Annotated in this window: 18 protein-coding genes and 2 tRNA genes; 13 read left to right on the top strand and 7 right to left on the bottom strand. The window is 42.5% G+C overall.

The genetic code is table 11. The features are described 5' to 3' along the window. Positions 1-25 precede the first annotated feature (25 nt). Positions 26-838, bottom strand: a complete 813-nt coding sequence (locus tag BMX95_RS04740) for a helix-turn-helix domain-containing protein (RefSeq protein ID WP_081200840.1) — start codon at positions 836-838, stop codon at positions 26-28. 218 nt (positions 839-1,056) lie between these two features. Then, positions 1,057-1,611, bottom strand: a complete 555-nt coding sequence (locus tag BMX95_RS04735) for a hypothetical protein (RefSeq protein ID WP_081200839.1) — start codon at positions 1,609-1,611, stop codon at positions 1,057-1,059. Between the two features lie 127 nt (positions 1,612-1,738). Between BMX95_RS04735 and BMX95_RS04730 the strand changes: the two genes are divergently transcribed. The 3 genes from BMX95_RS04730 to tamL all read left to right on the top strand — a co-directional run bounded on the left by BMX95_RS04730 (position 1,739) and on the right by tamL (position 10,077). Further along, positions 1,739-2,596, top strand: coding sequence for a hypothetical protein (locus BMX95_RS04730; RefSeq protein WP_081200838.1), 858 nt, complete (start codon positions 1,739-1,741; stop codon positions 2,594-2,596). A 162-nt stretch (positions 2,597-2,758) separates the two neighbouring features. Next, a complete protein-coding gene (locus tag BMX95_RS04725) occupies positions 2,759-7,798 on the top strand; it encodes a translocation/assembly module TamB domain-containing protein (RefSeq protein ID WP_133053932.1) in 5,040 nt (1,679 codons plus the stop codon). After that, positions 7,795-10,077: a translocation and assembly module lipoprotein TamL gene (gene tamL, locus BMX95_RS04720; RefSeq protein ID WP_081200836.1), complete on the top strand. Its 2,283-nt coding sequence runs from the start codon at positions 7,795-7,797 to the stop codon at positions 10,075-10,077. The genes BMX95_RS04725 and tamL overlap by 4 nt, the downstream gene beginning before the upstream one ends. 19 nt (positions 10,078-10,096) lie before the next feature. On the opposite strand, the gene BMX95_RS04715 is transcribed toward tamL, so the two are convergent. Then, positions 10,097-11,260: an outer membrane protein assembly factor BamB family protein gene (locus BMX95_RS04715; RefSeq protein ID WP_081200835.1), complete on the bottom strand. Its 1,164-nt coding sequence runs from the start codon at positions 11,258-11,260 to the stop codon at positions 10,097-10,099. A gap of 134 nt (positions 11,261-11,394) precedes the next feature. Between BMX95_RS04715 and BMX95_RS04710 the strand changes: the two genes are divergently transcribed. The 4 genes from BMX95_RS04710 to BMX95_RS04695 all read left to right on the top strand — a co-directional run bounded on the left by BMX95_RS04710 (position 11,395) and on the right by BMX95_RS04695 (position 15,152). Continuing rightward, entirely contained in the window at positions 11,395-11,832 is a 438-nt protein-coding gene (locus tag BMX95_RS04710) for a hypothetical protein (RefSeq protein WP_133053931.1), read from the top strand. A 160-nt stretch (positions 11,833-11,992) separates the two neighbouring features. Next, positions 11,993-12,442 carry a hypothetical protein gene (locus BMX95_RS04705; protein ID WP_133053930.1) on the top strand — a complete coding sequence of 150 codons (450 nt, stop codon included), beginning with the start codon at positions 11,993-11,995 and terminating at the stop codon, positions 12,440-12,442. A gap of 123 nt (positions 12,443-12,565) precedes the next feature. Then, positions 12,566-14,023, top strand: a complete 1,458-nt coding sequence (locus tag BMX95_RS04700) for an SDR family oxidoreductase (RefSeq protein ID WP_081200832.1) — start codon at positions 12,566-12,568, stop codon at positions 14,021-14,023. Positions 14,024-14,045: 22 nt separating this feature from the next. Next, positions 14,046-15,152: a leucine-rich repeat domain-containing protein gene (locus BMX95_RS04695; RefSeq protein WP_165758947.1), complete on the top strand. Its 1,107-nt coding sequence runs from the start codon at positions 14,046-14,048 to the stop codon at positions 15,150-15,152. Here the strand turns inward: BMX95_RS04695 and BMX95_RS04690 are convergent. From BMX95_RS04690 to BMX95_RS04680, 3 genes are all read right to left on the bottom strand, one after another. Next, a tRNA-Ser gene (locus BMX95_RS04690) sits at positions 15,153-15,227 on the bottom strand. A gap of 10 nt (positions 15,228-15,237) precedes the next feature. Beyond that, positions 15,238-15,309: transfer RNA gene (locus BMX95_RS04685), tRNA-Asp, on the bottom strand. 118 nt (positions 15,310-15,427) lie between these two features. Then, positions 15,428-16,684 carry an outer membrane protein gene (locus BMX95_RS04680; protein WP_081200830.1) on the bottom strand — a complete coding sequence of 419 codons (1,257 nt, stop codon included), beginning with the start codon at positions 16,682-16,684 and terminating at the stop codon, positions 15,428-15,430. Positions 16,685-17,151: 467 nt separating this feature from the next. Here BMX95_RS04680 and BMX95_RS04675 point away from each other — a divergent pair, with 467 nt between their 5' ends. Together BMX95_RS04675 and BMX95_RS04670 are read left to right on the top strand one after the other, a co-directional pair. After that, a complete protein-coding gene (locus BMX95_RS04675; protein WP_081200829.1) occupies positions 17,152-17,814 on the top strand; it encodes a DUF6985 domain-containing protein in 663 nt (220 codons plus the stop codon). A 127-nt stretch (positions 17,815-17,941) separates the two neighbouring features. Continuing rightward, positions 17,942-18,352 carry a hypothetical protein gene (locus BMX95_RS04670; protein ID WP_081200828.1) on the top strand — a complete coding sequence of 137 codons (411 nt, stop codon included), beginning with the start codon at positions 17,942-17,944 and terminating at the stop codon, positions 18,350-18,352. 93 nt (positions 18,353-18,445) lie between these two features. On the opposite strand, the gene BMX95_RS04665 is transcribed toward BMX95_RS04670, so the two are convergent. Beyond that, positions 18,446-20,674, bottom strand: coding sequence for an alginate lyase family protein (locus tag BMX95_RS04665; RefSeq protein WP_081200827.1), 2,229 nt, complete (start codon positions 20,672-20,674; stop codon positions 18,446-18,448). 133 nt (positions 20,675-20,807) lie between these two features. On the opposite strand from BMX95_RS04665, the gene BMX95_RS04660 reads away from it, so the two are divergent. The 4 genes from BMX95_RS04660 to tnpA all read left to right on the top strand — a co-directional run. Beyond that, positions 20,808-22,346 (top strand): C39 family peptidase, encoded by a 1,539-nt coding sequence (locus BMX95_RS04660; RefSeq protein ID WP_081200826.1) that lies wholly within the window; start codon positions 20,808-20,810, stop codon positions 22,344-22,346. Positions 22,347-22,359: 13 nt separating this feature from the next. Beyond that, entirely contained in the window at positions 22,360-23,412 is a 1,053-nt protein-coding gene (locus tag BMX95_RS04655) for a hypothetical protein (RefSeq protein ID WP_133053929.1), read from the top strand. Positions 23,413-23,521: 109 nt separating this feature from the next. Beyond that, positions 23,522-24,082 (top strand): hypothetical protein, encoded by a 561-nt coding sequence (locus BMX95_RS04650; protein ID WP_133053928.1) that lies wholly within the window; start codon positions 23,522-23,524, stop codon positions 24,080-24,082. A 257-nt stretch (positions 24,083-24,339) separates the two neighbouring features. Beyond that, positions 24,340-24,617: IS66 family insertion sequence element accessory protein TnpA (tnpA, locus tag BMX95_RS04645; protein WP_218149825.1), on the top strand; the 278-nt coding region annotated here is incomplete at its 3' end.

Genomic DNA, 24,617 nt, shown 5'->3' with positions numbered 1-24,617 from the left:
CACAAAATTCTAAAAAGCACCTGCGTCAGGCTTGTATAAATGCGACAAAATCGTTGCCGTTCTGTTTCTCTCTTTTTGTTTTTCGTGCGAATGCTGCGGGTGTAGTGCCGCTATAGCGTTTGAATTCTTTGCTCAGGTGCGCCTGATCTGTATAGCCTAATTCATGGGCCAACCCGGCGAGGTTGACATTCGGAGTGATCCATAACTGGTTTCGGACCTGCTCAAAACGCATCAGGCTGGAAACGTCTTTGACCGTATGACCGGCAGCCTGTTTGAATTTTCGTTCCAGGGTACGTACCGTTGCATGAGCCGCCGCCGCTACCTGATTTACCTGCAGGGTGCCATTGGCTTTGCGCATGGCAACGCCTGCTTTGAATAACATACTATCGGTAGCTATCTGCTCCCTTGCATTTAGCAAATATTGTTGTATCTCAGCCACCGCCTGTTCTATTTTTCCTTCCCGGATCCATTTATCCAATACAGGTTGAAGCCGGGCAATAGGATGTTCGAATGTTTGTACGCTTTCTTTACCGGATGGCAACCCGAGCAAATCGAAGACCGTCCAGGGATAACACCTGATGCCTATGATCTCCAAAATGTTCTCTGAATAAAAAATAACCGGTTGGTTCAATAATCCCGTCAAAAATGGTGATGGCAATAGCTGCAGGCCATTGTTGGTAGAAATGCTACAGCTGCTTCCGAAATAAAATATAATCTCCGCGTAACCATCAGGCATCACCTCAAAACCTGATTGCTGCCGGCCGAAATCTCTTCGATCGTACCAAAAGCACTCAATAGCATCCTGTAGTGGCAAAGGAGATTCAAATTCCTGGTGCATTGGTTAAAGGTAAGACGTAATCGCAGAACAAAAACGCGCATAAGATTGTCTTATGCGCGCCTACCTGGTAACCTTATAATGATTAAAGCTTAGCCCTTTCGCCTGTTTTTAATGTATTTCATGCTTGTAAGTTTTGATGAGGTTCAGGCATCAAAACTACATCTGCCAGCTACTGCCGCCCATGGACAAATGATGCTTTTACATGGACAAATATGCCACTACTCTTCTTCCTCATATTCCTCCTCTTCCCCATAGAACAACTGCTGGTCAAATTCCATTACCATTATCTGCACCATGGGGATAAAGGATTCTTCCCCATTTTCATCGATAAGATTAATGAACTGTCTTAACCGTTGCTTCCCTTCCAGCTCAAGCTCAAATGAGGCAAGACAACCTTCATTTAATGAAAAGTAAAGCAACGGGGTTTTCTGCGAATTGTTTTCGGGGGTATTTCCCGTGTGATATACGATTGCTTGTGGCAAAGGATTACTACCAACCTGAAAATTGTCACGGTAGTCTGTTACAGCAGGGTCAACACCAAATAGTACCCGTACTATTGATTTTACGTTGATGACTACCTGACGGTTATAAGTAGTTTCAAACCACAAAAAAGATAGTTTATCCTCCTGATACGATCCATCGGCATTTAATCGGAGGTTGTTGATCAGGTACTGCTTGTTTTCAGCGTCAATGGCATATAACAGCGATTTGCCATCTAATAACTCTATCCTCAAAGTATAAACTACGTTTTCGTCAAATTCTGATGTATTCATAAAAGCAAAATTTCGGTACGGATTTAATACGCAAAAATAAAAATGTTTTGCAGCCTTCCTAAGAAATCACTGTCAACATATACTAAAAAATACGCTTATCAGAATAAATAACATATATCTTTATCCTATGATCCGTACCATAATCTTCATGACACTAATGCCTATTAGTGTGTTGATAGCATCATGCAAGCCCATCCCAGGTTGTCAGCCTTTAGACCAAACTACCCGGGAAACACTGACCCTGGTTAAAATGGAAATCCTCGATGTCATTAAACTGACCAATGAAAAAGAAAAGAAAAGTGAGGTGGATGCACAGGTCGGTAATGACATAATCGACAGCCTGACAGCAACCGTTAAACAAATCGACTCCCTGATTCCTGTTTCCATTCACCTTGGGAAACAAGGTACTAAGTATGAGATCCTTAATTTTGCCGAACAAACCAACGTGCTCATCCAGAATTCGTTGATCAATCTTTTATCTTTACGCCATCTGTACGATATTTCAACGTATTCGCAGTTCGAAACCGCCACCTTCTTCCCTGCAGATAGTGGCAGTATTCCTGCTGGAAAAATAAACGAAGCAAAAGAAGCAATGGAACCAATTGCACGGCGCATCATCCTATTCCTTAACGACCACCCCCATGAAAAGTTTCAGACCGTGATCGCATATTCCGCTACGTCCGCTGATAAGGAAATGAATGACACCTTGTGCAAACTGCGGGGCCTGGTTGTTGCCAACCTGTTGCTCGACCAGATCAAATCAAATGAGGCGTTTATTCCAAGACCTGAATGGATCCACTATAATACTAAATGGATGATCAAATGGAAAGAGTTACCACCCCCCACCTCAGGCAAAGGGAAACAAAAACACCATAAACCTGAACCTACACCGGCGCCTAAACCGGAATCTAAACACCGAAATATGGTATCGCTCACCTGGAACATAGTACCTGTTTCGTTATATGCAGGTTCTTCAAATCGTTAACCACACACAACTTAAAGCGTCTCATTATCAATCACCGGGATTAAAACACCGGAAAGCGCATTTTACCTCTATATAACGGTAAAATGCTCCTGAATGCATAGAAGATGGCCTAAATTGAATCCACAGTTACGGGGAAGTAAAACAGGCTGTTAAAAGGGAAGAATGATCGTGCGTATGCCCGGAAAGACAGCCGCAAGAAGATTCTTTATGACGTCGTATAGGAACATCGTTCTGAAGTGGACCAGAAGAGCAGCTCTTCTTCTTGCATTACTTGTTGTTCTATTGGCCAGCCTGCTTGTCTTTCTGCATACTTCTGCCGGAAAAGATCTGTTAAGGGCAAAGGTGGAAGGCTTTCTTCAGAAGAAATGGAAAACGGCTGTTTCAATTGGAAAAATTGACTACGCATTACCTAACTGGCTCAGACTCGAACAGGTGCTCATATTTGACCGGCAAAACGACACCCTGCTTTATGCCGGTGATTTATACGTTCGCATAAAGCTGCTGAAATTGCTTTCGAACACAGTTGACGTAACAACGATTGAGCTAAAAAACACCACTGTCAATCTTCGACGCGAACGTGATGATCCTGCACTTAATTTTCAATTCATTTTAGATTCTTTTGCCCAAACACCCAAAAAGAAAAGTAACAAGACTGGCAAAAAACCCATGCAGCTTTCTGTTAAGCAGCTATTGTTACACCAGGTGCGGTTCAGTTTGCAAGATAAAAGATCACGGCTCTTTCTTTTCGTCAATATCAACGAGCTCTCGTGTTTGCCTAACTTTCTGTACCCTGAAAAGGCAAATTACAATATCAACACGCTTGGAATCAGCAACTGCCAGGTAGCACTGATCGATTCATCCAGCCAGATTAGGCTACCTTCCAAAGACGAACCGGATAAAAGCAATGCAGCATTAGTGCTTTCTTTAAATCAATTGGGTTTGCGTCATGTTTCTGTTGTCTACCAAAAGCCCTATAGTAAACTCAACTATGCATTCCTGGTTGATAGTCTATTGTTACAGCACCCGTTGCTTGACCTTGGCAATCAGGTAGCCAACGCCAAAAAGGTTCATATAAGTAACACTGCTGTCCGTTTGCTTGCGGCAAAAATAGCCGTCAGTCAACCTAAAAAAGGGATGCCTGTTTTGTCAAAAGCTGCAAGCAATAAGAAATGGAAAATCCGTGTAGATACCATTGCCCTCGTCAATAATTCTTTCAGTTATCACAATTCATCACGACCCTTAGGAAAGGGCATTGATGGCAATCACCTGGACGTTCAAAACCTCAATCTGCAACTAAGCAAGAGCAGCTATGATTCTATCGGTCTTTCTGCTTCAGTGAACGAAAGCAGCTTTTTGTTCAACAAACAGATCAATGTAAAACACCTGCATGTTACGTTTCGATTTAGGGATAGTGTGTTGCAGCTAAACGATGCAGCATTTGCCATCAATCGTTCCCTCTTACGGTCGCGCGGTGCTATTTCGTTGCCATTAGCCCGGGGCACTTACGCCATTCCATCTTCACAATTCTTCCTCGAAATCCTGTCTGTTAACTACGGCGATGTTTTATTGGCAGTACCTGCATTATCAAAGCAGCTGCCGTTTTCTTTTTTGCCCGCTGACCAACTTACGTTAACCGGAAGGTTTTCGGTAACAGGGCAGCAGATCGCAACTAATGATGTGCGAATATCCATGTCCCGCAATTTATTTTCATTGAATGGACGTCTTGTGTTGCAACGCAACAGCCCGGACCACATTCTTCGGGCTGATTTACGTCAGCTTCAGTTGAAACGGGAGCTGCTTTCAAAAAAGCTGTTACAGCAATTAGGTAAAACCGGGCTAAATCTTCCTGAAGCCATCTACCTAACCGGCAGTTTGCAAGGTAGCAATAAAATGATGATCGCCGATTTGACCATCAACAGTGCATTCGGACAAGTTGCCATCAGGGGAACAGCAAAAAATATTTCCCGCCCTCAACAACTGGTGTATGATGTTCAATTGAAGCCGAACAATTTTGAAACGGGAAAATGGATTGGACTTGAGAGAATAGCAGGAAAAATCACCGGTGAGTTAACGGTTCAAGGCAATGGCATCGATCCAAAAACTATGATTGCCTTTGCCGCGGTTCAGCTCTCGTCGGCGGAAATTAATCACTACCCTTTTTCTGATATCCATCTGAAAGCAGGTTTAAACCGATCGAAGTTCAGCCTGGAATTACAAACCCTGGACCCGAACCTGAAAATAACGGTCGGTTTGCAGGGACATCTTACTCCTGACTATCTTGTCGATGGCACTATCCATATTACCCATGCTAATCTGAAACAGTTACAATTAACAAGTGACAGCCTGCTTTACAGTGGTTCTCTCCATTTGCATGCAGCCTACAAACAACCTTATACGATCGTTGCTGAAATGGAAACCGACAGTAATAACATTACTATCAACGACAGAAACTTCCAAACAAGCGCCTTTTCTTTTTTGTGCAATGCTGATACCAATAGCACCAACATATTGGTAAAAGCGCCTTTTTTAAACGCAAAAGTAGCAAGCAACCACTCTATAACTCAATTGGGTACAGCAATCAGGGCACTCCGGAAAACCATTTACCCGCAAGACACTGCGTACGCTCATCAGCCAATTGTGATGGCCAATACTCACCGCACCTTTCTGCAATTAACGCTGACAGAAGATTCATTGCTTGAGGCGTTGGTTCCCGGTCTTGTCTTGCCACAACCCATAACCGTAACTGGTAAATTAGATGCCACGCAGAAAGATTCGCTACTATCGTTGCAGGTCCTTGCGCCCCGGTTCCGGTTTAAACGATTTGAGTTTCATGACTTGCGTTTCGATACAAAAACCGTTGACTCTACGCTGCTTTTTACAGGGTATGGCCGGGAGATCCTGACAGGCAAAAACAGGCTAACGAATGCACTTGTAACGGGTATCGCTGCACAAAACTCCCTTCTTGTAAAAGCCGCCTTCGACGACAGCACAGGGAAGGATTTTTTTGCAGCCGGCGTTCGGATAAAAAAAGAAAACTCAACAACTGTTGTAAACATTCTTGACACGCTTATACTCAATTATAATAAATGGACGGTATCTAACGACAATTCCATTCACTTACTGAAAGAAGGATTCATCATCAACCACCTGTTACTGCAGAACAAGGCGCAATCCATTTTCCTGAACAGCCAGGACCAACAAAAATTATCGCCGTTAGCTATCAAAATAGAACAATTCGATATGGGCAGGTTGTATAACCTTCTTTCGCCGGGTGATAGTACGGGCGTGAAAGGACTGTTGAATGCAGACATTGTGATACAGCAACCCATCCAAAAAATTCCGATTGTCACCGGTACGGTCAACGCAACCGGTATTGCTTATGATACTACCCGGATTGGTGACTTTATGTTTCAATCAAAGACCATTGGCGACAGTGTTTTTTTGCAGGGAGCTCTGACCGGTGTTAACCAGCTCGATATTCATGGCGGAATTGGCCTGAAAGAAAAAGCATTTACCGTTCAGGCACAATTGCAACGGCTCGACATGAACATGGTACATGGATTTACCAAAGGTTTTCTTAGTCAATTGTCGGGCAACGTAACCGGCGATGTTCAGGTTGCAGGTACCGCCAGTAAACCCCGGGTGAACGGTAAAATCAACCTGGATTCAATATTATTCGTCATTAAGGCATTGAATACAGCCTACCGCATTAACAAACAACACCTGCTTCTTGAAAATTCCGATCTTCAGTTTCCACAGTTTTCATTGACCGATTCTGCTGGTCATCTCTTTACCATCAACGGAAAAATTGCTGATTTAATAGGCGGTGCTGAGCAAAAGTTTGACATCAACCTGGTCGCCAGGGATTTTATGGCATTGAATGCTCCGCGCGTACCCGGGAATCTGCTGTATGGGAAGGGCATCATCGATGCAACCCTGAGTTTGAAAGGGACCAGTCTGTCACCTGTCGTTGAAGGAAGTGCCTACCTGCAGGGTAAAAGCGATTTTCATGTTATACTGGCCTCGCAAACGACGGCCAGCCGGAATAAAAAAGAGGGGATCATTTTCGTAGACATCGATACCCTGAGCCGACTGACCAGTGAGGTTACACAAATGCCAACAGATACTTCCGCCGTTGTAAAACCTGTTACAGGATTTAAGTACAACCTGAACCTGAAAGTAGACAAAGAGGCTGCACTTACGGTCATCGTTGATCCTTCGAACAAGGATGAATTGGTGTTGAAAGGAGAAGCCCAGTTAAATGCAGGCATTGGCAAAGATGGGAGCAGCGGAATTACCGGTGTTTACCGCCTGCAATCGGGTTATTACAAAATGAACAACCTGTTGCTGCGGGGAAAGTTCCTGGTAACAAAAGGAAGCACGGTTACCTTCAATGGCGATCTCCCATCGGCCGAAACCGATATTACAACAGAGTATGACATTGACGCCAGTCCGAAAGGCCTGCTGAATTATAAAGATGATAACACCACATATCCACCACGGGTAACCTTCGCGGTTGTTTTCCTTATCAAAGGTTCTCTTTCCAAACCGGAGCTTTCTTTCGACATACAACTGAAACCGGGAAAAGCGGTGCTGCAAAGCACGGTAAAGTCCGACATTGAACATGCGCTGAACCGGCTGCGAAACGACGCAGCCGAAATGAATAAACAGGTGTTTTCGCTTTTGCTCACCAAACAGTTTGTTGCCACCGGTGAACAGACAAACCTGGAAAGCAGCAATCTCAATGCCAGCAATGCTCTCAAAGAAGGACTCAGTAGTTTTTTGTCGGCCGCCATGAATCAGATGGCCGACCAATTGATCAAAGGTGTGGATGTGGACGTGAATTTAAATACGTACAAAACAGCTAACGATCCGGTTTCGAAAACCGACCTGGGAGTTTCCATGTCTAAAGACCTGTTTGAAAACCGCCTGGTGATCCGGATTGAAGAAAACATTCCGGTAGGCAACACCACCGCTACTGCACAAAAAAGCGGGTCACAATATGTGCCTGATATCACCAGCACGTACAAGCTTTCGAAAGACGGTCGCCTACAGCTCAAAGCCTATCAAAAAAACGAATACGATGCGGTATTGCAGGGCTATTTTACGCAATACGGCATCAACTTTACCATTGAACTGGCCTATGATAAATTTAAAGAACTGCTTAAACGAAATAAAGAATCCGCCAATGAAAAGGAATGATTTCCGTCCTCAAAATACCTGCTTTGTTTTTCCTGCTGACTGCCGGCTTATCCTGCAGTGTCAAACGCTATTTGCCTAAAGGGGAAAAGCTGTATTATGGCGCCGATATTAGCGTCAGCAAAGTACCGAACGTAAAGACAAAGCCAATCGAGATAAGGAACAGTCTGGCGAAATATGCAACCCCCAAACGAAACAAGTTCCTGTTGGGGCAACCTTATAAACTGTGGTTGTGGTATAAGTTGAAGCCGAAGAAACAAAAAGGGTTCAAGAACTGGCTCCGGAATACCATTGGCGAACCACCCGTATTCATCAGCGATTTGACACCGGAGATCAACGCCCAGTCGATGCAGACACAGCTCGAAGACGATGGCTATTTCAACAGCAAAGTGACGTTTTCTCTTACAATGAAAAAGAACAAACCGAAGCTCGTGTATGCCGCATCGGTACAACGTCCTTACCTGATAGGAAAAGTTTCCTGGATTCCCGATAGTAGTGGAGTTGCCAAAGACCTGTCAGTGCTGCCAAAGGAAGGCGCTCTATTACAAGCAGGCAAACAGTACAGCACCAAAAACATCAAAGCTGAAAAAGACCGGCTCTGTCTGTTATTAAAAGACAAGGGATATTATTATTTCACCCCCGATCAGTTATTGAGTTATATAGATACGAACCATAACAATTTTACGGCAAACATTTACCTGGCCGTCAGTCAGCAAATCTCTGCGGGTGCCAAAATTCCTTATTCCATTAACCGGGTCATTGTACGCACCCCTTTCAGTTCCTTTGACCCATTACCCGACAGCATTATTCAACGTCTTCCGCAACAAGATGGCCTCTATATCTCCGACTCCTTGAAAAAATTCAACGCATCACTATTTCCCAGAACCATCACCTTTCGAACAGGACATGTGTATTCGCTGGCGGAACAAAAACGATCACAGGTAAGGCTCACCAGTATTGGCACCTTCCAATACATCAGGCCACAGTTTACGAAAACTGCCGACAGGGATAATCTAATGGATGTCACCTATTATCTGTCGCCTTATCGAAAAAAGAAATTCCAAACAGATATCGGAGGTTTTACCCGGAGCAATTCCTACAGTGGCGGAGAGCTGAACTTACAATGGAGCGACAAAAATTTTCTAAAAAAAGCACACAACTTCACCGTCAAGGCTACTGGTTCATTTGAAATAACCCCAAACGACTCGCTGCAGTACAACAACAACTGGCGGGTAGGGCTTGAAGCCACTTATAGTATCCCTAAGTTGCTGGCCCCTTTTGGGAAAGGCCGTAATCTGCCCCTGATCCCCAGGACCTATTTCCCTGTAAGTTTTGACTGGATCAGACATCAGGACCTTTACACGGAAAAATACCTGCATGGCCGTTATGAACTGGTATGGAATGATACATTAACAAGACAGTATAGGCTTACACCCCTGAGTTTGACCATTACCAATACTGCAAATCTTACCCATAATGCTTTAACTGGTCCGGCCCTTGATTCAGCCTATAAGTTTGTTCTTCCTACCATTGTTATTCCTTCTTTTGGTTTTCAGTTCATCACCAGCAACAGGGATAGGAAGAACCATTCGACCTATCTACATGCCGGCGTTGAATTTGCCGGCGGTATTCTTGGTTTGATCAAAGGGAACCATGGTTATTTTTCCACCAAAGTTGGCGATGCCTATTTTATGCAGTTTGTAAAAGCCGGTGTTGACTATCGATATTTTCTAAAACTCAACCCCCAGCTCACCTGGGCCAGCCGTATTATAATTGGCGCCAGTTACCCCTATGGCAATTCTCCATTTTTACCTTTTTCACGACAATACCTGATTGGGGGTGCCAACAGCCTGCGTGGTTTTCTTCCCCGCCACTTAGGGCCGGGCAGTGCCCAGGCAACCGATATTCAGCAAAGCGCCTTTCCACAAATTGGTGGCGACTACAAACTGGAAGCAAGTAGTGAAATCCGCTTACCGCTGGCTGGTCGGTTAAAAAGTGCCTTTTTCATTGATGCCGGCAACATCTGGATGAAGGACAGCGTACTTTACGAAAAAGCGGGTCAGTTGACAAAAGATTTTTACAAGCAAATTGCAATAGATGCTGGTTTGGGGCTGCGAATAGACGTAAGCATTTTGATCATTCGTTTAGACCTTGCCATGCCTTTCTATAAACCCTGGTTGGAAGAAGGACAGCGATGGACATTCAAGGATATACAATTGGGTAACCGGGACTGGCGGAAACAAAACCTGATCTGGAATTTTGCTTTGGGGTATCCGTTTTAGTCAACCTGCCATATAAAGATCAATTATTTGAATTGAGCCACTTTCCCGATTTGGTTAATATACTAACAGGGCCTATTCGCTCACCAACAATCTTTACAGAATCTTTCAACTCGCCAGTTTCCGGATTTATGATCTCTACCAGATTATAATCAAACTTATTTTCATAAGCCGTGCGCAACCTTACCAGCATATCATTCGATACAACCACATTATATTTGTAGTAATAGGGCGTTGGAGTTTCCCGAATTATTTGTCCTGACCGGGTATCGAACACCAGGTCAGACATATTGCTTCGAACCACATATAGTTTCCCATTATTGATCGCAGCCCCGCTGCCTCCCCAGCCGTATAAAGGTTTATAAAACCATTTTGTATAACCCATAACCGGATCCAATGCCGATAATCCCTCCATGAATGATGAATAAAGTACTCCGTTATCGTAGATGGGCGTAACGACGTAGGTTCCCGTTTTTGACCATCTAACAGTTCCGCTGGTATCAATCGCCCAAAACTTGTCTCTGCCGCCGCTGGTAGCATAAAACAAGCTGTCAGATCTGGTTAAAGCGCCGGGGCCCCATCCACTAGCGGGAATACTCCACTTTTCTGTATGGGTAGAAATGTCAATCCCTTTTATATAAAACGCACCTAAGGTAACCTTTGGAAGTGCCTGTACCATTAACGTGTTACCTATAATAGCTGGTGTCGTGTAAATGAAATCTGAGGACAGGGTCCATAATGCTGTACCCGTTTTTGCATTTAAAACATGCAATCTGTAGGTACTGCCGCTGACAATATAAAGCGTGTCGCCCTGAAGACAGAAACCCGAGTAAAAACTGTTTTCACTGCCGTATCTCCAAACCTCATTACCTGTTTCAATATCCAGGGCTTTAACAGGGCCCGATACCTCCGATATAAATAATAAGCCTTTGCTATAAAGCAGATGATCGGGTTGCTCAACCCAATAATTCTTACTCCATTTCACAGACATATCGGGGTTATAGGCAGTGAGGGCTCCAATTAAACGGCCAAGAGTATCCCTGTTTGAGCTGGCCACTATTATATACTTCGATTCGCCTACTGACAGATCAATATTTTCAGGGGAAATGGGGGGCGAAGGGCTGTCCTTTTTGCAGGCAGTAAAAAAAGACAGTATCAATATCACAAGTGATAATTTCGATTTCATAAGGCGGTTAATAAACAGCAAATTAATAATTTTATTCGCAATTACATATTTGCCGGATTAGAATCTCGCCCTACAGTTAACCGTAAAATCCCGCCAGGCCTGCACCATTTGCTATTTTTGAAAAAAATTGCGCCATGAAACCTACACTATCAATGACTTTAAGGTTGTGCCTGTTGTCACTAGCCATCATATTTTATCTTACATCATATAGCCAAAAGAAAACAGTTCGATTTGTTACTTCAACCGTTGTGCCGGAAGCGGAAGGCAGTGTGAAAGTTAGAAAGGACAAGAACAAAAACTATGAAATTGATATACATGTAGACCACCTTGCAGATCCCCAAAAGCTTACACCATCCAAAAAAACCTATATTGTCTGGATAGAAACTAAAGAGGGTGGCGCTAAAAACATTGGCCAGCTGCATACCGGTCATAGTATGTTATCCAAAGCCAAAAAAGCGGATATTTCGGCAGTAAGCTCCTATAAGCCTTCAAGGGTTTTTATTTCGGCGGAAGATAATCCCGCCATTGACACGCCCGGCACACAGATCGTATTAACTACAGAAACTTTTTAAGCTATAGGAGGGTGTTCATGCGCCTGGCAGATGGATCCAAACGCACAAACCACCTGTCAATCCATAACGCCATTGAATTTTATTGCAGCAGTAACTTCTTGAATATATTTTGTATTTTGGAATTTTGCGTGGCATCAGAAAATTCCAACCCTAAATGAATATGACAAGGAAATTGTATCTACTACCGGTTTTTCTTCTTATCGTTACAGTGACAGCATGTGGACAGGCAAACAAAGGCAGCGTTGATGAGACAGAAATGTTACCATATCAACTGCTCGATGTTAAGGAGAACGTCTCTTTGGTAAAACTAATTGCCAATCCGGAAAAATACAATGGTAAGCGGATACAGGTTATCGGCTACTTACATCTGGAATTTGAAGGCAAAGCGATCTATCTCCATGAAGAAGATTTCAAACACGCTATAAGTGAGAACAGCTTTTGGGTCAACTTTTCCAGCAAGTTGGCGGAAAAACAAGATCTCAAAAAGTTTAATAATAAGTATGTGATAGTAATTGGAACATTCAACGCGAATGAGAGGGGACATATGGGAATGTTTGGCGGTACGTTAGACAACATAGTTCGGTTAGACCTTTGGGATTTTCAACGATAATATATTACAGACATTACCCTACCAGTGAAAAACAACCTTTTTGCCTGATTAATGACTTTGCCGATCAATATTGGCACATTATCTTTAATCCCAGGAACCACATAACCTTACAGAAACCTAGCTATGAAAAATGAATTTACACAGGCAGAATGGGAGGCCTGTATAAAAGTATTACAGGTATTATCACGAGACCCTGAGAAATCGCTGGATACGCATATGTTGAAAGGCCTGGTCACCAAATTGTACCGGAGGGCGAAAAAGGAAAACAAGCTTAACAGGGTTGAGGAACCAGTCAGGAAGTTAATCACTTCTACCGATTTGCTATCGGCACAAAAGGTAAAGAAGATCTCACAACAACAGGACCTGCTGAAACAGTATGACAAGAAGCTTGTTTTGACCCAAACTGTTTTGCATAAAAAGTACGAGTTGCCCAACGACGAAAAAAGCTTTGATACTACAGCGTCGCTTGAGTTAACCAGCTACCAGAAATGTTATATCTGTAAAACGCCCTATAAAAAAGTTCATTTTTTCTACCACCAGCTTTGTCCAGCCTGTGCGGAGTTTAACTATACACGCCGGCAACAAAAGGCCGATTTGTCAAACCGGATAGCATTGATAACCGGCGGAAGAATAAAGATCGGTTACCTTACCGCATTGCGCCTATTACGCGACGGCGCCAAAGTGTGGGTAACCACCCGGTTCGCCAATGATTGTGCTATGCGGTTTAGTGAAGAAAAAGATTTCTCCGAGTGGGCGCATCGGCTGAAAATTGTTTCACTCGATCTTCGTAACCTGGTACAGGTAAGAAGTTTTATAAAACTTCTGCAGGAGCAGGAAACACACCTTGACATTATCATCAACAATGCCGCGCAAACCATAAAACGGCCGGCGGAGTTTTACAAACATCTATTCGAATTTGAGCAGAACGGGGTGCAGGCTTTGCCTGTCAATCTGCAACAATGCCTGGTATCGCCTGCTGTATTCCAGTTTCAGTTGGGCCATTGGGAACAACACTTGTTGCCTTATGAGACCGAAACCATGTTCCCTGCCAATCAATACGATAAAGATGGCCAACAGATAGATCTAAGAACAAACAACAGCTGGAAGTTACTACTGGAAGAGGTGCCGCCGGTTGAAATGCTGGAAACCCAGTTGGTAAATGTAACAGCGCCGTTTATGCTGAACAGCCAGTTAAAAGAGATGATGGTAAGATCACCCTTTGAAAGAAAATTCATTATAAATGTATCTGCCATGGAGGGTCAGTTCAACCGTTCTTCTAAAACACCTTTTCACCCGCATACAAATATGGCCAAGGCGGCACTCAATATGATGACCAGAACATCCGCCCAGGACTATGCACTGAGCGGAATATTTATGAACAGCGTAGATACGGGCTGGATCACCCAGGAGAACCCTTATCCTGATAAAGAGCGAATATATCATGAGGAAGGCTTTGTACCGCCGCTCGATGAAACCGATGGTATGGCAAGAATTTATGACCCCATTGTAAGCGGGGTAACCCAAGCCGGTTTGCCTTTGTTTGGTCACTTTTTAAAAGATTATGTACCATTTGCGTGGTGATAACAATCAACTATTTTGTTTTATGCAACCTAATCAGATACACTGTCCTGTTGATCATGTAAAAGCCGATTTCCCTTTTCCTCAAAAGAATTTACAACCGGTTATTGACTTTTTAAATAGCAATGCCCCACTGCCTGCAATCAACACCGCCTTCCCAGTGGGAACCATTACCGCCGACGGTCGTTTAGATATGTGTAAACAGCAGTTGGGAATACGGGGTTTGGAGCAGGTAGCTATACCTTTAATGAACAACCAGGTAGTAAAGCACTTACTGCTAGGCACCAATGCGTTTGGCAATGTCGGCGCTGCCGCTGTGGCAAAACTGGTAGCGGCCAACCATTCTATTGAAACGGTTTACCTGGGTTGTAATTATATTGAACAGGAGGGGTGCAAGGCTATTTGTGAAGCGGTGGAAGTAAGCCCTAGCGTAAAAAGCATTTGGTTTAAAAGAAATCCCATTGGTGCTGAAAGTATGCCGGCTATAATAAAAATGTTATCTGGCAATAAACAGCTGCGCACGCTCGACCTGGTAAATACCCGCGCAGGCGAGGGGTTTTATATCCTGTTTGAATACATGGAGCAAAATGATTCGGTAGAGCGTTTATACCTCAGCGGCAATTTCCTTACGGCCAACACAATGAAGTATGTTGGTAAAATGCTGGCCCGCAACAAACACCTGAAGTCGCTTTACCTGAGTGTAAACAATATTGGGGATGAGGGTGTGGCAGCACTTATTCCGGGATTGGCAGTCAATTCTACGCTGGAGGAACTAAGTCTGGCCAGTTGTGGTATTACCGGTAAAGGCATGGAATTATTATTTACTACGTTGCAGACAAACGACAATCTAAAAAGCCTTGACCTTGGCTATGCGCCCTCAACAAAAGTACTGGAAGCGAAAGCCAATGAGCTATCTGATGCATCAGCTGCTTTATTGGTTGAATTGATTGAGCGGAGGCCAAATCTGATAAACCTGAATCTGGGTAAAATGAGCCTGCCTGAAGTAGAAAGAAACAGGTTGATAGAAGCAATGAGCAGAAGGAACGGCAGTCTTGAAATGAGCAGGTATCAGTCAGAGAAAACTTATCCTGCCCATGCAGATAGTATAGCGATAAAGAGCGTTTATAGGTGATGGAGAAGGGAAGAGGACTCGAACCCCCATCTTCGGCCTAGCTGGCCGCTATTTTTCCAATTAAATTATCCCTCCGTAAAGCCAATGGCCGGAATAAGGCTCGAACTTATGACTCCGTCCTGACGGGACGGCGTTTTTCCAATTAAACTACCCGCACCATGGGGATGCAAATGTAATCATTTTCAATCGTGAAATTTATTACCGACCACGCGCGCCAAAAAGTTAGGCCCCACAGACTACAAACCGGGGACTTTTATTGAGTAATTTACATTTGCTTATAAGAAGTGATAGGCCAGCCACAAGGCGTATTGTTTAACCGTATTATGCATCAAATCGGTTTTAACACTGCTACCCCATACATTAGCGGTTATACTTACATCCCATCTGCGATTGATAATGGCCCCTGTTTTAATATTAACAACAGGCCAATCATTATTTATTTGAAGATAGTTATCGATTTTAGAAGGATATGTTGTGTATTGATGCTTCGCTGTTAATGCGTTGGCAGGATAACGGGATATGTTGACTGCGAACTGCGCACCTATATAATACCGGAACTTTTCTTTTCTTACAATGTGATATAAAACGGTAGCTGAAGGGGTAAAATTCCGCTGTTTAATTTCATAGTGAACAGTATCGGTACCAGAACCGCTCCTTTTAACGAGGTTGTCAGTTTTATAGCCTATTGAACTGTACGCGACCTCAAGCCTGAATGAAAGTTCGCTAAAGTTCCTTACCGAGAAAAGTTCTACACCAGCCATTATTGCTGGAGTGGTCTTCCAGTCAAAATCAAATGCTTTTAAATAAGGGTCATCTCCACTAAACGTCATGGTACTATATATCGCGCCCGCCCCGGCATAAAATGAAAGAGACTTTTTGTTGTTGTTAGAAACATAAGGAACGCTTTGACCTGTTAAACCATTCAGGGCTGCTACCGCTTTTGCTATCTCTTTATCCGTGTAACCCATATGTTCTATCTGGTGGGTAAGTTTTTTATCGTATCGTGGTTGGAGGGTTAAATAAGCTATTAATTCGCTATGGAAATAATTACGTGTTTTCACCCGGTTATTCACTTCGTCCCAGGAACATTTATAAGTAAGTTCGCGATAACTTTTAGTGCTGTCCTGTATGTAATAGTGTGGTTTAAAATCGTACACTTCGTATAAATTCAGTACAGGCCCTTCTACCAGCACCCTTAAAAAAGCGGTATCTGTTTGTTGGTTTTCTGCTGAGTCAGATGCCAGGTTACCAAAATCAACTGGCAGCATGTCTTTTGTTATAAAGGCTTTCAGGTATTTGTCGCCAGCTACCTGAAAAAAGCTGATATCTGTAGTTGTAAACTGGCGGACATTGTCGCCTAGGGAATCCTGTTTGAACCCGAACGAAGTGGGGTTAACATGCCAGTTGCGGTAGTCGATCCAGCCTTTTAAGGTGTCGCCGTTTGTAAGAACGACCAGGCCTCTTTGATAATTTTTCTGGGCGGATACCTGCAGGCAAAGCCCCAGCAGGAAAAGCAATGCAATACGTTTCAAAATAAAGGTGGTTTATGATTTTGATAATTCCGGGCACAAAATAAATGCTTTTAGGTTGAGTTTGCAAGATGGCCTGGTATTGGTAAAAATACCGTTTTGCGAGTGGGCATTACATTTATTAAACCAGCATTTAGCTACTGGCGGGACAAATATTAAGGGGTAGATGCCGGGGGGAATGGCCTGGGAATGGCCTGCGGACTGCCTGGAGACCGCCTGGGACTAGCCTTATGCAAGGGGAGTCCCTGGAAGGGGTCCAGGCCATATCCAGGCTGTTCCGGTGTAATACCCCACGCATTATTGTACCATTTCACTACCATTCGGCATATTATTTCTTCGGGTGTGCGCCCCTGTATAATAAGTCATGTCCACTCTCCTATTGCACAATTGCCGTTTTTTTTACAATTTTGCTATATAGCTTACTTATATGCAAACGAAGCGGCCAGAAGAAAATGATTTTAGTGTAAAATATGATGAACAAAGACAATTTTGAGCTCAATGGTGATTGGTCGTACGAAATAGAACTGCCGGCATTTGCCGGATTCCAGGAACGACGCGGCCCTTACGCCTCCATTTCTTCTGAATTACCCGCTAAAGGAGTGGTGACCATCCGGTTCGAAGACGACCTGACTGACAACCCCGACCCATACGTTGAACAATTGAATACGCTGGATTTTATATTTAACAACCAGGAAAAGATCGTACACATTATCACAGAAAAAATACTTTGGAATTTACGGGATATCAGACGATACAGCTCCGAAAACGAAAAGAAGTTCCGGCATATAAAATATGAGAACGTTAAATCCATAATGGGGATCGCCGGCATTACAATAAAGACGATCTCCAAAGATTACTTCTCTTATTATGACATTTTTTGCGGTTGTGACTGGAGTAAAAACGGCATCAATTTTTTATTTCATTACGAGCGGATCGTTTCATTAAAATCCGGTGGGATCTCTCGTTGGGATGCAGCAAAAGACAACGGTTCGTATGAACGGATCTGGAAAAAACCGCACCAGGATGAATTACCACAAAAATACATGCCCCATCCTAAATACAATAAACTAAAGCCATCCCGTCAATTAGAAAATGACACTTATGTACAGGGCCTGATTGCAAGAAATGAATGAACAATTTAAAAAAGAGGTGGAAGGCGGAGAGATTGATATACACGGCAAATACCCACTCGCTGATATTACCATTCTTGAACAGGCCTACGAGTACAAGTACAGGATTGTTTAAAAGAAAACAAATAGCATGAAAACCGGTCTTATAAAACTATTTTTATCCCAGGCATTGTTGACTTCCTTTGCAAGCGGCTTAAAAGCACAAACGAAGCTGACTAATAAGACTTTTAAAGCCGAAATCGGACAACTTTGTAAAGATGAATTGGGCACGATATACACTTATTGTTTGTTGAACTTTAAAAAAGACTCTGTAACTGTTTCCACCAGCGTCATTGCAGATGTTCCTCCTGAAAAAAAAGACATATATGAACATGCCGACGACAACTCGGCCAAAGTATATAAATGGAAAGCTCACAACAATCTCCTGAGCATTATTGATTGCAAAGAATACAGCCAGTTGACAATTAAAAAATCACAATTGGTTTATCATATTACCTCGGGTGACATAATATTTACAGAAGAAAAATCAATCCAACAATAAAACGCCGCTACGTGTACGGCATCATCTCGTCAATCACTTTCCGGCCGATCTGAAGCGGTTAGCTGCATTAAAATTGACAATCATTTTCTATCATTACTGTTTTGGGTCATATTGGGCAGTTTTGTCATCAGCGTATTCAATACTTACTTTTGCGTTTTTATCCATGGAATAAGGAGCTATAGTAATGCCGGTTCTCTTCCCTTCCGAATTTTTCACTATTGCCATAATTCTATAACCCCGGAGTGAATCTTCCTTGTCGGTAGATGGCAGCCTGGTAAGCTCTACTTTAAATTTTTCCCCTTTGGTTGAAATACAATAGGCCAATGCGCCCTCACTGGCATTGATCCGGAAAATGGCAGCAGGAACATCCAGGCCTTCAAAGGGTCTTCCATAGCCTGTTATGATGTCCATTTGCACTGTAGTGGTACCGCTTAAGCTTACTTTGCCTTCCGCTCCAAGCCTGGTGCTCAGCTCAATCTGATTTTGCTTTTTAATGATTTTGGTATTGGCAACATAAGCATAGCCGTTTGCATTGGGCGCCTTCCAGTCTTTCCCCCTTTTCTCATTGTCCCATACGCCTGCCTGGTGGTATGCAATATCGAAAAGGGTGCTATCTTTTCTACCAGATCTAAATTGATCAACGATCAGAACGGTATTTTCATCAAGAACAGCTATGCAACGAACAAAACGAACGGAGTCATAGGCATTGGTTGTTTCTGCGACTGCATAACTAACACCTTTGCTTTCTCCAAAAGCCAGGCATTGGCCGGAAGATCGCTTTTGCTCTTTTTCATTGAAGATAAACGAATTGTGTCCAAGTCCATGCCGATACCAGCCGTCAGATAATCTTGAGGCATAACTGGCATTTCCAGGAATAATGGCTATTTGTTTATTTCCTTTTAGAATGCCAAAGTCTAACTGCGCATTTTGGAAATGAACACGCTTTTTTAACTGGTTTGTATACTTAAAATAACAGGAAAGGCTGCTGTCACCTTTTCCTATTGACAAAAGAGCGATGCCGGATTTTTCAAAATTCTTGTTACCTGTTGTCCTTTGTGGCGCCTGAAGTAGTTCTTCGCTGCCAAATAATAAAGACCATCCTCTATAGGAAGATCCAATATTTTGATATCTTCCTCTGTTCGACCTCGTTAGCACCTCCGAAAAAATAGGCGATTTATAATGCGTGTAGGCCCATTCGTATAAATAGGCAAGATATCTTAGGTTTATAGGTTTAGAATCGTTGAACGCTGGTAATGATAACCCCGGCGTTGACATTAAAATGGGGGTTTCAAACATTTTTTGTAATGATGGGATAGTATTATAGCCACAATTCTGCAACGCAGTTGTTAATAAAACAAGTGGTTGCAATGAAAAATCCTGATAGCTCGGTGATAAATCCAAGTTGATGCCCTCTTTATTGAATCCTTTTGTAATTTGGGCGCCGATGCCTCCCAAAGAATCTACTGTTGCTGCATTAAAATACTTTTGTTCCCCTGTGAATAAGCCAACCATGCCCATGGCAGCAATTTTCCAACATTGAATATTTGAAATTTCGGCTCGTCGCTTTTTTATAACGGCAGCTGCTGGTAGTAATAACTGGTTGGTTATTGTATCCTGCTCTTGTGAGGAAAGCGTATTCCATACCAGATCTGCTCCTTGTATCATTGAAACCAGCCATTGAGATTCATCCAGGTCCTGAACATGTATTTTGCCAGATCCTACAGCTGAAAAGTTTTCTGTTTTACGATTCCGAATAGGAAGTTTGGGATACAACTTTGCGTAGTATAGTAAAATATCCATTGCTTTTTGCGCATAAACCGGCTTCTCTGAAATTTGATAAGCAAGGCCAAGTTCCAATACGCCAAGCGCCCAGGCATTATGTATGAGACCGACAATTACGCCATCATAATCTTTCTCTGGCAATGACGTGTCGCCAGAGAAAACCTGACCGGTCACCTTATCAATATGTTGCCACTTCCAATTCCCAACCAACTTACCTCTTGAAAGGGGAGAGCCGGTAACAGGGTTAACATAGTAATGATCCCAATTACCACCCCGGTTGGGGATTTCAATTTTTTGACTGAGGTATTTATTAGCATCCTCTTTGAGCAATTCCCAACAAGCTCCTTTCCAGGGAGTTGTTTTTAGGCTTTTTCGAATTGACACCACCTGTTCTTCAGTTAACAATAAAAAAGGGTGTGCCTTCCCGAGTGTAAATGTTTTTCCATAAGTTGAAGTATCATTCTGACCTTTCGCCCTAAACGAAGCAATCATGAAAAGTTGCACTAACAACAAGAAGAGGAAATGATAATTATATTTCATATGACGCAGTTGTCTACAAACTAAGTCAAAATACTTGTTGAGCAAAATGTTCTTGGTCTGCGCAAAATAATTTCAGGAATTTACATTGTTTTGTTAATTTTAGAAATACCATTCTTTATAACCAAACCTAACTATGAAGCTCATCTGCTTAAGCCTTATCCTCGCCGTAGCGAGCATTCAGGCATCTGCCCAACAAGTACATCCCGCTAATCAAAGAGAAAAGCCGCCGCTGCCAACAAAGTCTTTCGAACCCAATGCCATCACTGGCAAGTTAATTCCCGTTCATAAAGGAGATAGCATTTTCGTTTGCCCCGATGTTGAATTCGCCCCACGGCACCATTATTTTCTAAAGGGGGCAATAAAGGCAATTGTTGGTGGTATTGCAGCTTATCAGGTAAATAAAAGTTTATCCGGTCCTGTTACAGAAAAGGCACCACACTCCCGGTCAAACGAGATCTTACCAACACTGGGTGTTGGTATCGGTTTAGCGGTCCCTGATGTTATAAAAGGGATAAGGCAAACCAGAAAGCCTTCCCTGGTCTATTCTTTCTATGACAAGGATATGTTGCTAACAAAAAGTTATAGTAAGAAAGTTTCAAGAAAAGGCGCGCACACCTTTGGAAGCATAGCACCGGCGGATGGATTTTTAAAAGTTAATCTGGTTGGCAATTACAAAAATGACATTTCGGTTAATAGACTTGCAGTAGATAGTAAGGAAAACCTGGCTACATCCTATGAAGGAAATGTTGCAGCCGCCTTAGGAGCAGATTATACCGGGGGGTGTACAACAGACTATGATTTTGACGACGATTGGTGGGATGATTATACCGAGGAGGGATTTTCTGACGTATTGGACGATGGTGGATTTTATGATGAATATGCCGATATTTCCGATGACTTCGAATCCTTTATGTCCAACACAGACGGCTGGGGCGATCCACCTGCCGATCATCCCTGGACATTTCTCGATGCGGTGACCGTATACGCACAAGCGAACCCTGACGATGGAATTAACTGGAACTGGCTTGATGCGGTAACTGTTACTGCTTCTACCAATCCCGATCACAGTGTAGATGACATAGACTGGTCGTGGCTTATGAATCAGATGTTATATCAGGACGACCCTTATATAACCGGATATGACCCCACATACACTTACCCGCAACCGGTCGCGGATCCGCCCCCTGCGGAATATAAGCCAAAGCCAAAGTATGCGAAGGCGAATATGAAATTGAAAATTAAAATGCAAACCTCTCCAATGACCTGCGTTCCCGCAACCATGTCATATTTAAATGAAGCTGTATGCGGCGGTAATCACAGTGAAAGTTATTATATTAGCCAATATGAGACTGCTCATGCCGGCGCAAACGTTTCGGTAGATGGCATACCGTTGAGCGAAATGACCGGTTATGTAAATGCACAATTTACCACGAGCGCTTACAATGGGGCCATTACATCACTGGATGCCGGAAACCCAATTTTGACTACCATAAAAAATAGCAATGGGTACCATAGTGTTGTTATCATTGGGTACGACGAATCTTCTGACCCTAATAACCGTCGCCTGTATTATGTAGACCCGGACACCGGAGGCCAGTCATCCATGTTGTATAACGACTGGAATACCGGGGATGTAGCACTGTACGCCTATCCTATTACAGGTTGTAAATGATAAATTTGACAGTATGAGATATATGAAAGTTTTATTAGTGATATTATTAAGCACTTTTTCGGCATCCCTGTATGCCCAAAATAAGCTGGAAAAGATGCTTGACAACTATAAGACCACGCTGAAACAGACTATTCTTCAAAATGGAGCAAATGAAGGCAGGGTGAAGGAATTCCTCACAAATACCATTCAGGTAATTATAATACCATATTGTCATTTTACTGGTACAGCCCGGCAGTTGATCGTTGATAGCAGTGTTATTAACTATATGCAGATCGATAGCAGTAATTATCGGGCTTTGCTGATAAAAGACAAGCAGGTGGTAGTGGTAATTGAAAAAAATGGGCCGCTCCCTGCCTCCTATATGACCATTGATGAATTCAGTGGCAGGGAAAACATGCCGCAGTGGGTTAACATGGTTGAAAAAACAGGTTTCGATAAAAGGTTGTTTTCATTCGATCTTTTAATGGAAGAAGCATTTTCGATGAAGCAGGTAGCGATCCTGAATGCCGGACAATTAAAATTTGTGGATCTTGACCTGCAGGTATATAATGGCATACAATCGTTGCTTGCTCATAAGTATGGTAGCGTTGATAAATTCGTGGATCTGAAAAAGGAGAATCTCGAGAAAACGGAATTGTTACAAAAAAATGCTTCTCCGGATAAATGGAAACACCTTGTACGCAACAACTATACAAAATGGACAGAACGACATCCCACCGATACTGCCGGCATATTTGACTTGTTTGTAAAAGAAATGGACGGTATTGTACAGTTATCAGACAGACAAAAAGAGTTAATTAAGCAAGCGATCTATAGTAAGCTTTCATACTGCGGTAAATACAACGGACGGCCAGGGATTCAATTTATTAACCAGGATATTGCACCCCTTATTTACAACGTACTGACACAGGGCCAATACGCCAGTTATATTCACCAGCGTGCGTTAAATGCCTGGGTGGCTAATGAAGCTTTTAGAAAGTTGGAGGAGCACTATTTAACGCAGCAGAATGTACCACTTGATTCGTTAGCAAAAGTATTGGACAGGGAAGTATTTTCTTTGAAATAGGTCTGTAAATGAATAAAGTTAAAAACTCGCATAAAAAATATTAATATTAACATATTATCTTTAATCCAATGATCCGTGCCTTAATTTTCACAGATTAATGTACATGAGAATGTCAATGCGTCAAATTTCAATATTTGCCTTACTTTTTCTTTCAGCTTGTTCGACAAGTAAAAAAATTACACCTGGTATTTGCGACGAGTATTTCAAGTCGGTAAAAAGTCACACAATCAAAGGAACAAAACACTGTAGAAGCATATTGATTGCAAACGGAGTTGTAATCCGAACTGAAGAGGTAAATGCAAGCTTGCTTCGACATGTTGATGTTATAAAATGTCCTGACGCCTACAAAACATATGGTGACATTGGAACAAATGGCGTTATTGTAGAAGAAACAAAGCAAACTTTTGACTTTATTATTCCTTCGCAGGTTGATTATAAAAGAAAGTCTGACTATTTGAACAAGAATAAAACCTACTTCCTGAATGGTTATCTTATTACAAATGACAGCTTGCGAATTTCGAAAAAAGCAATCGTTAGGACTGAAGTATTGACTGCAAAAAGCTATTCTAATGGATTTGATAATGACAGTATTGTTATAATTAACATTTGGACATTGACAAAAAAAGAAGTTAGAAAGTCTTTAAGAAAATGGAGCCGCTCGTATGATTAAAACTGAAGCCTTCAACAGCATTTCAGTTACTTTACTGAGAAGACCTTTAACTTCACAGGTGTAGAAATAGGGAAAGCATTATTCTAGATGACAATGACGACAATTATGATGGTCCGTTCTTTTATATTAAATAATGTTATGCAACAAAATGCTATTAAAGAATTCCAGCAATGTTGCATAATATATGTATCCTCTCGACCAAGTACATCTCTTTAAAGAGCAAAAGGAACATTAGCTTAGCTCATTAAAAGCAGTGTATGGAATCGATAGCCAAACCTAAGAAGGCTAAATTTTTCAGGAGCAAGCAGGAAATCGAGCTGTTATTGCGGGATTGGGAAAAGAGCGGACTGAGCGTAAAAGCTTTCTGCGCTGGTTTACATATTGCGGAAGGTACTTTCTATAATTGGAAGGCCAGACTCTCAAAAGGTACGAAAGTGACCGAGAAGGGAGGTTTTGCACCTATTGAAATTGTACCATCTGCTGGTAACGGATTGTTTGCAGAGGTAGGACATATAAAGATATACCAGCCGGTAAG

This window comes from Niastella yeongjuensis (assembly GCF_900110245.1).
In the GTDB taxonomy this organism is placed as follows: Bacteria; Bacteroidota; Bacteroidia; order Chitinophagales; family Chitinophagaceae; genus Niastella; species Niastella yeongjuensis.
Note: the sequence above shows the minus strand (reverse complement) of the source record. Positions and strands in the feature narration are given on the sequence as shown.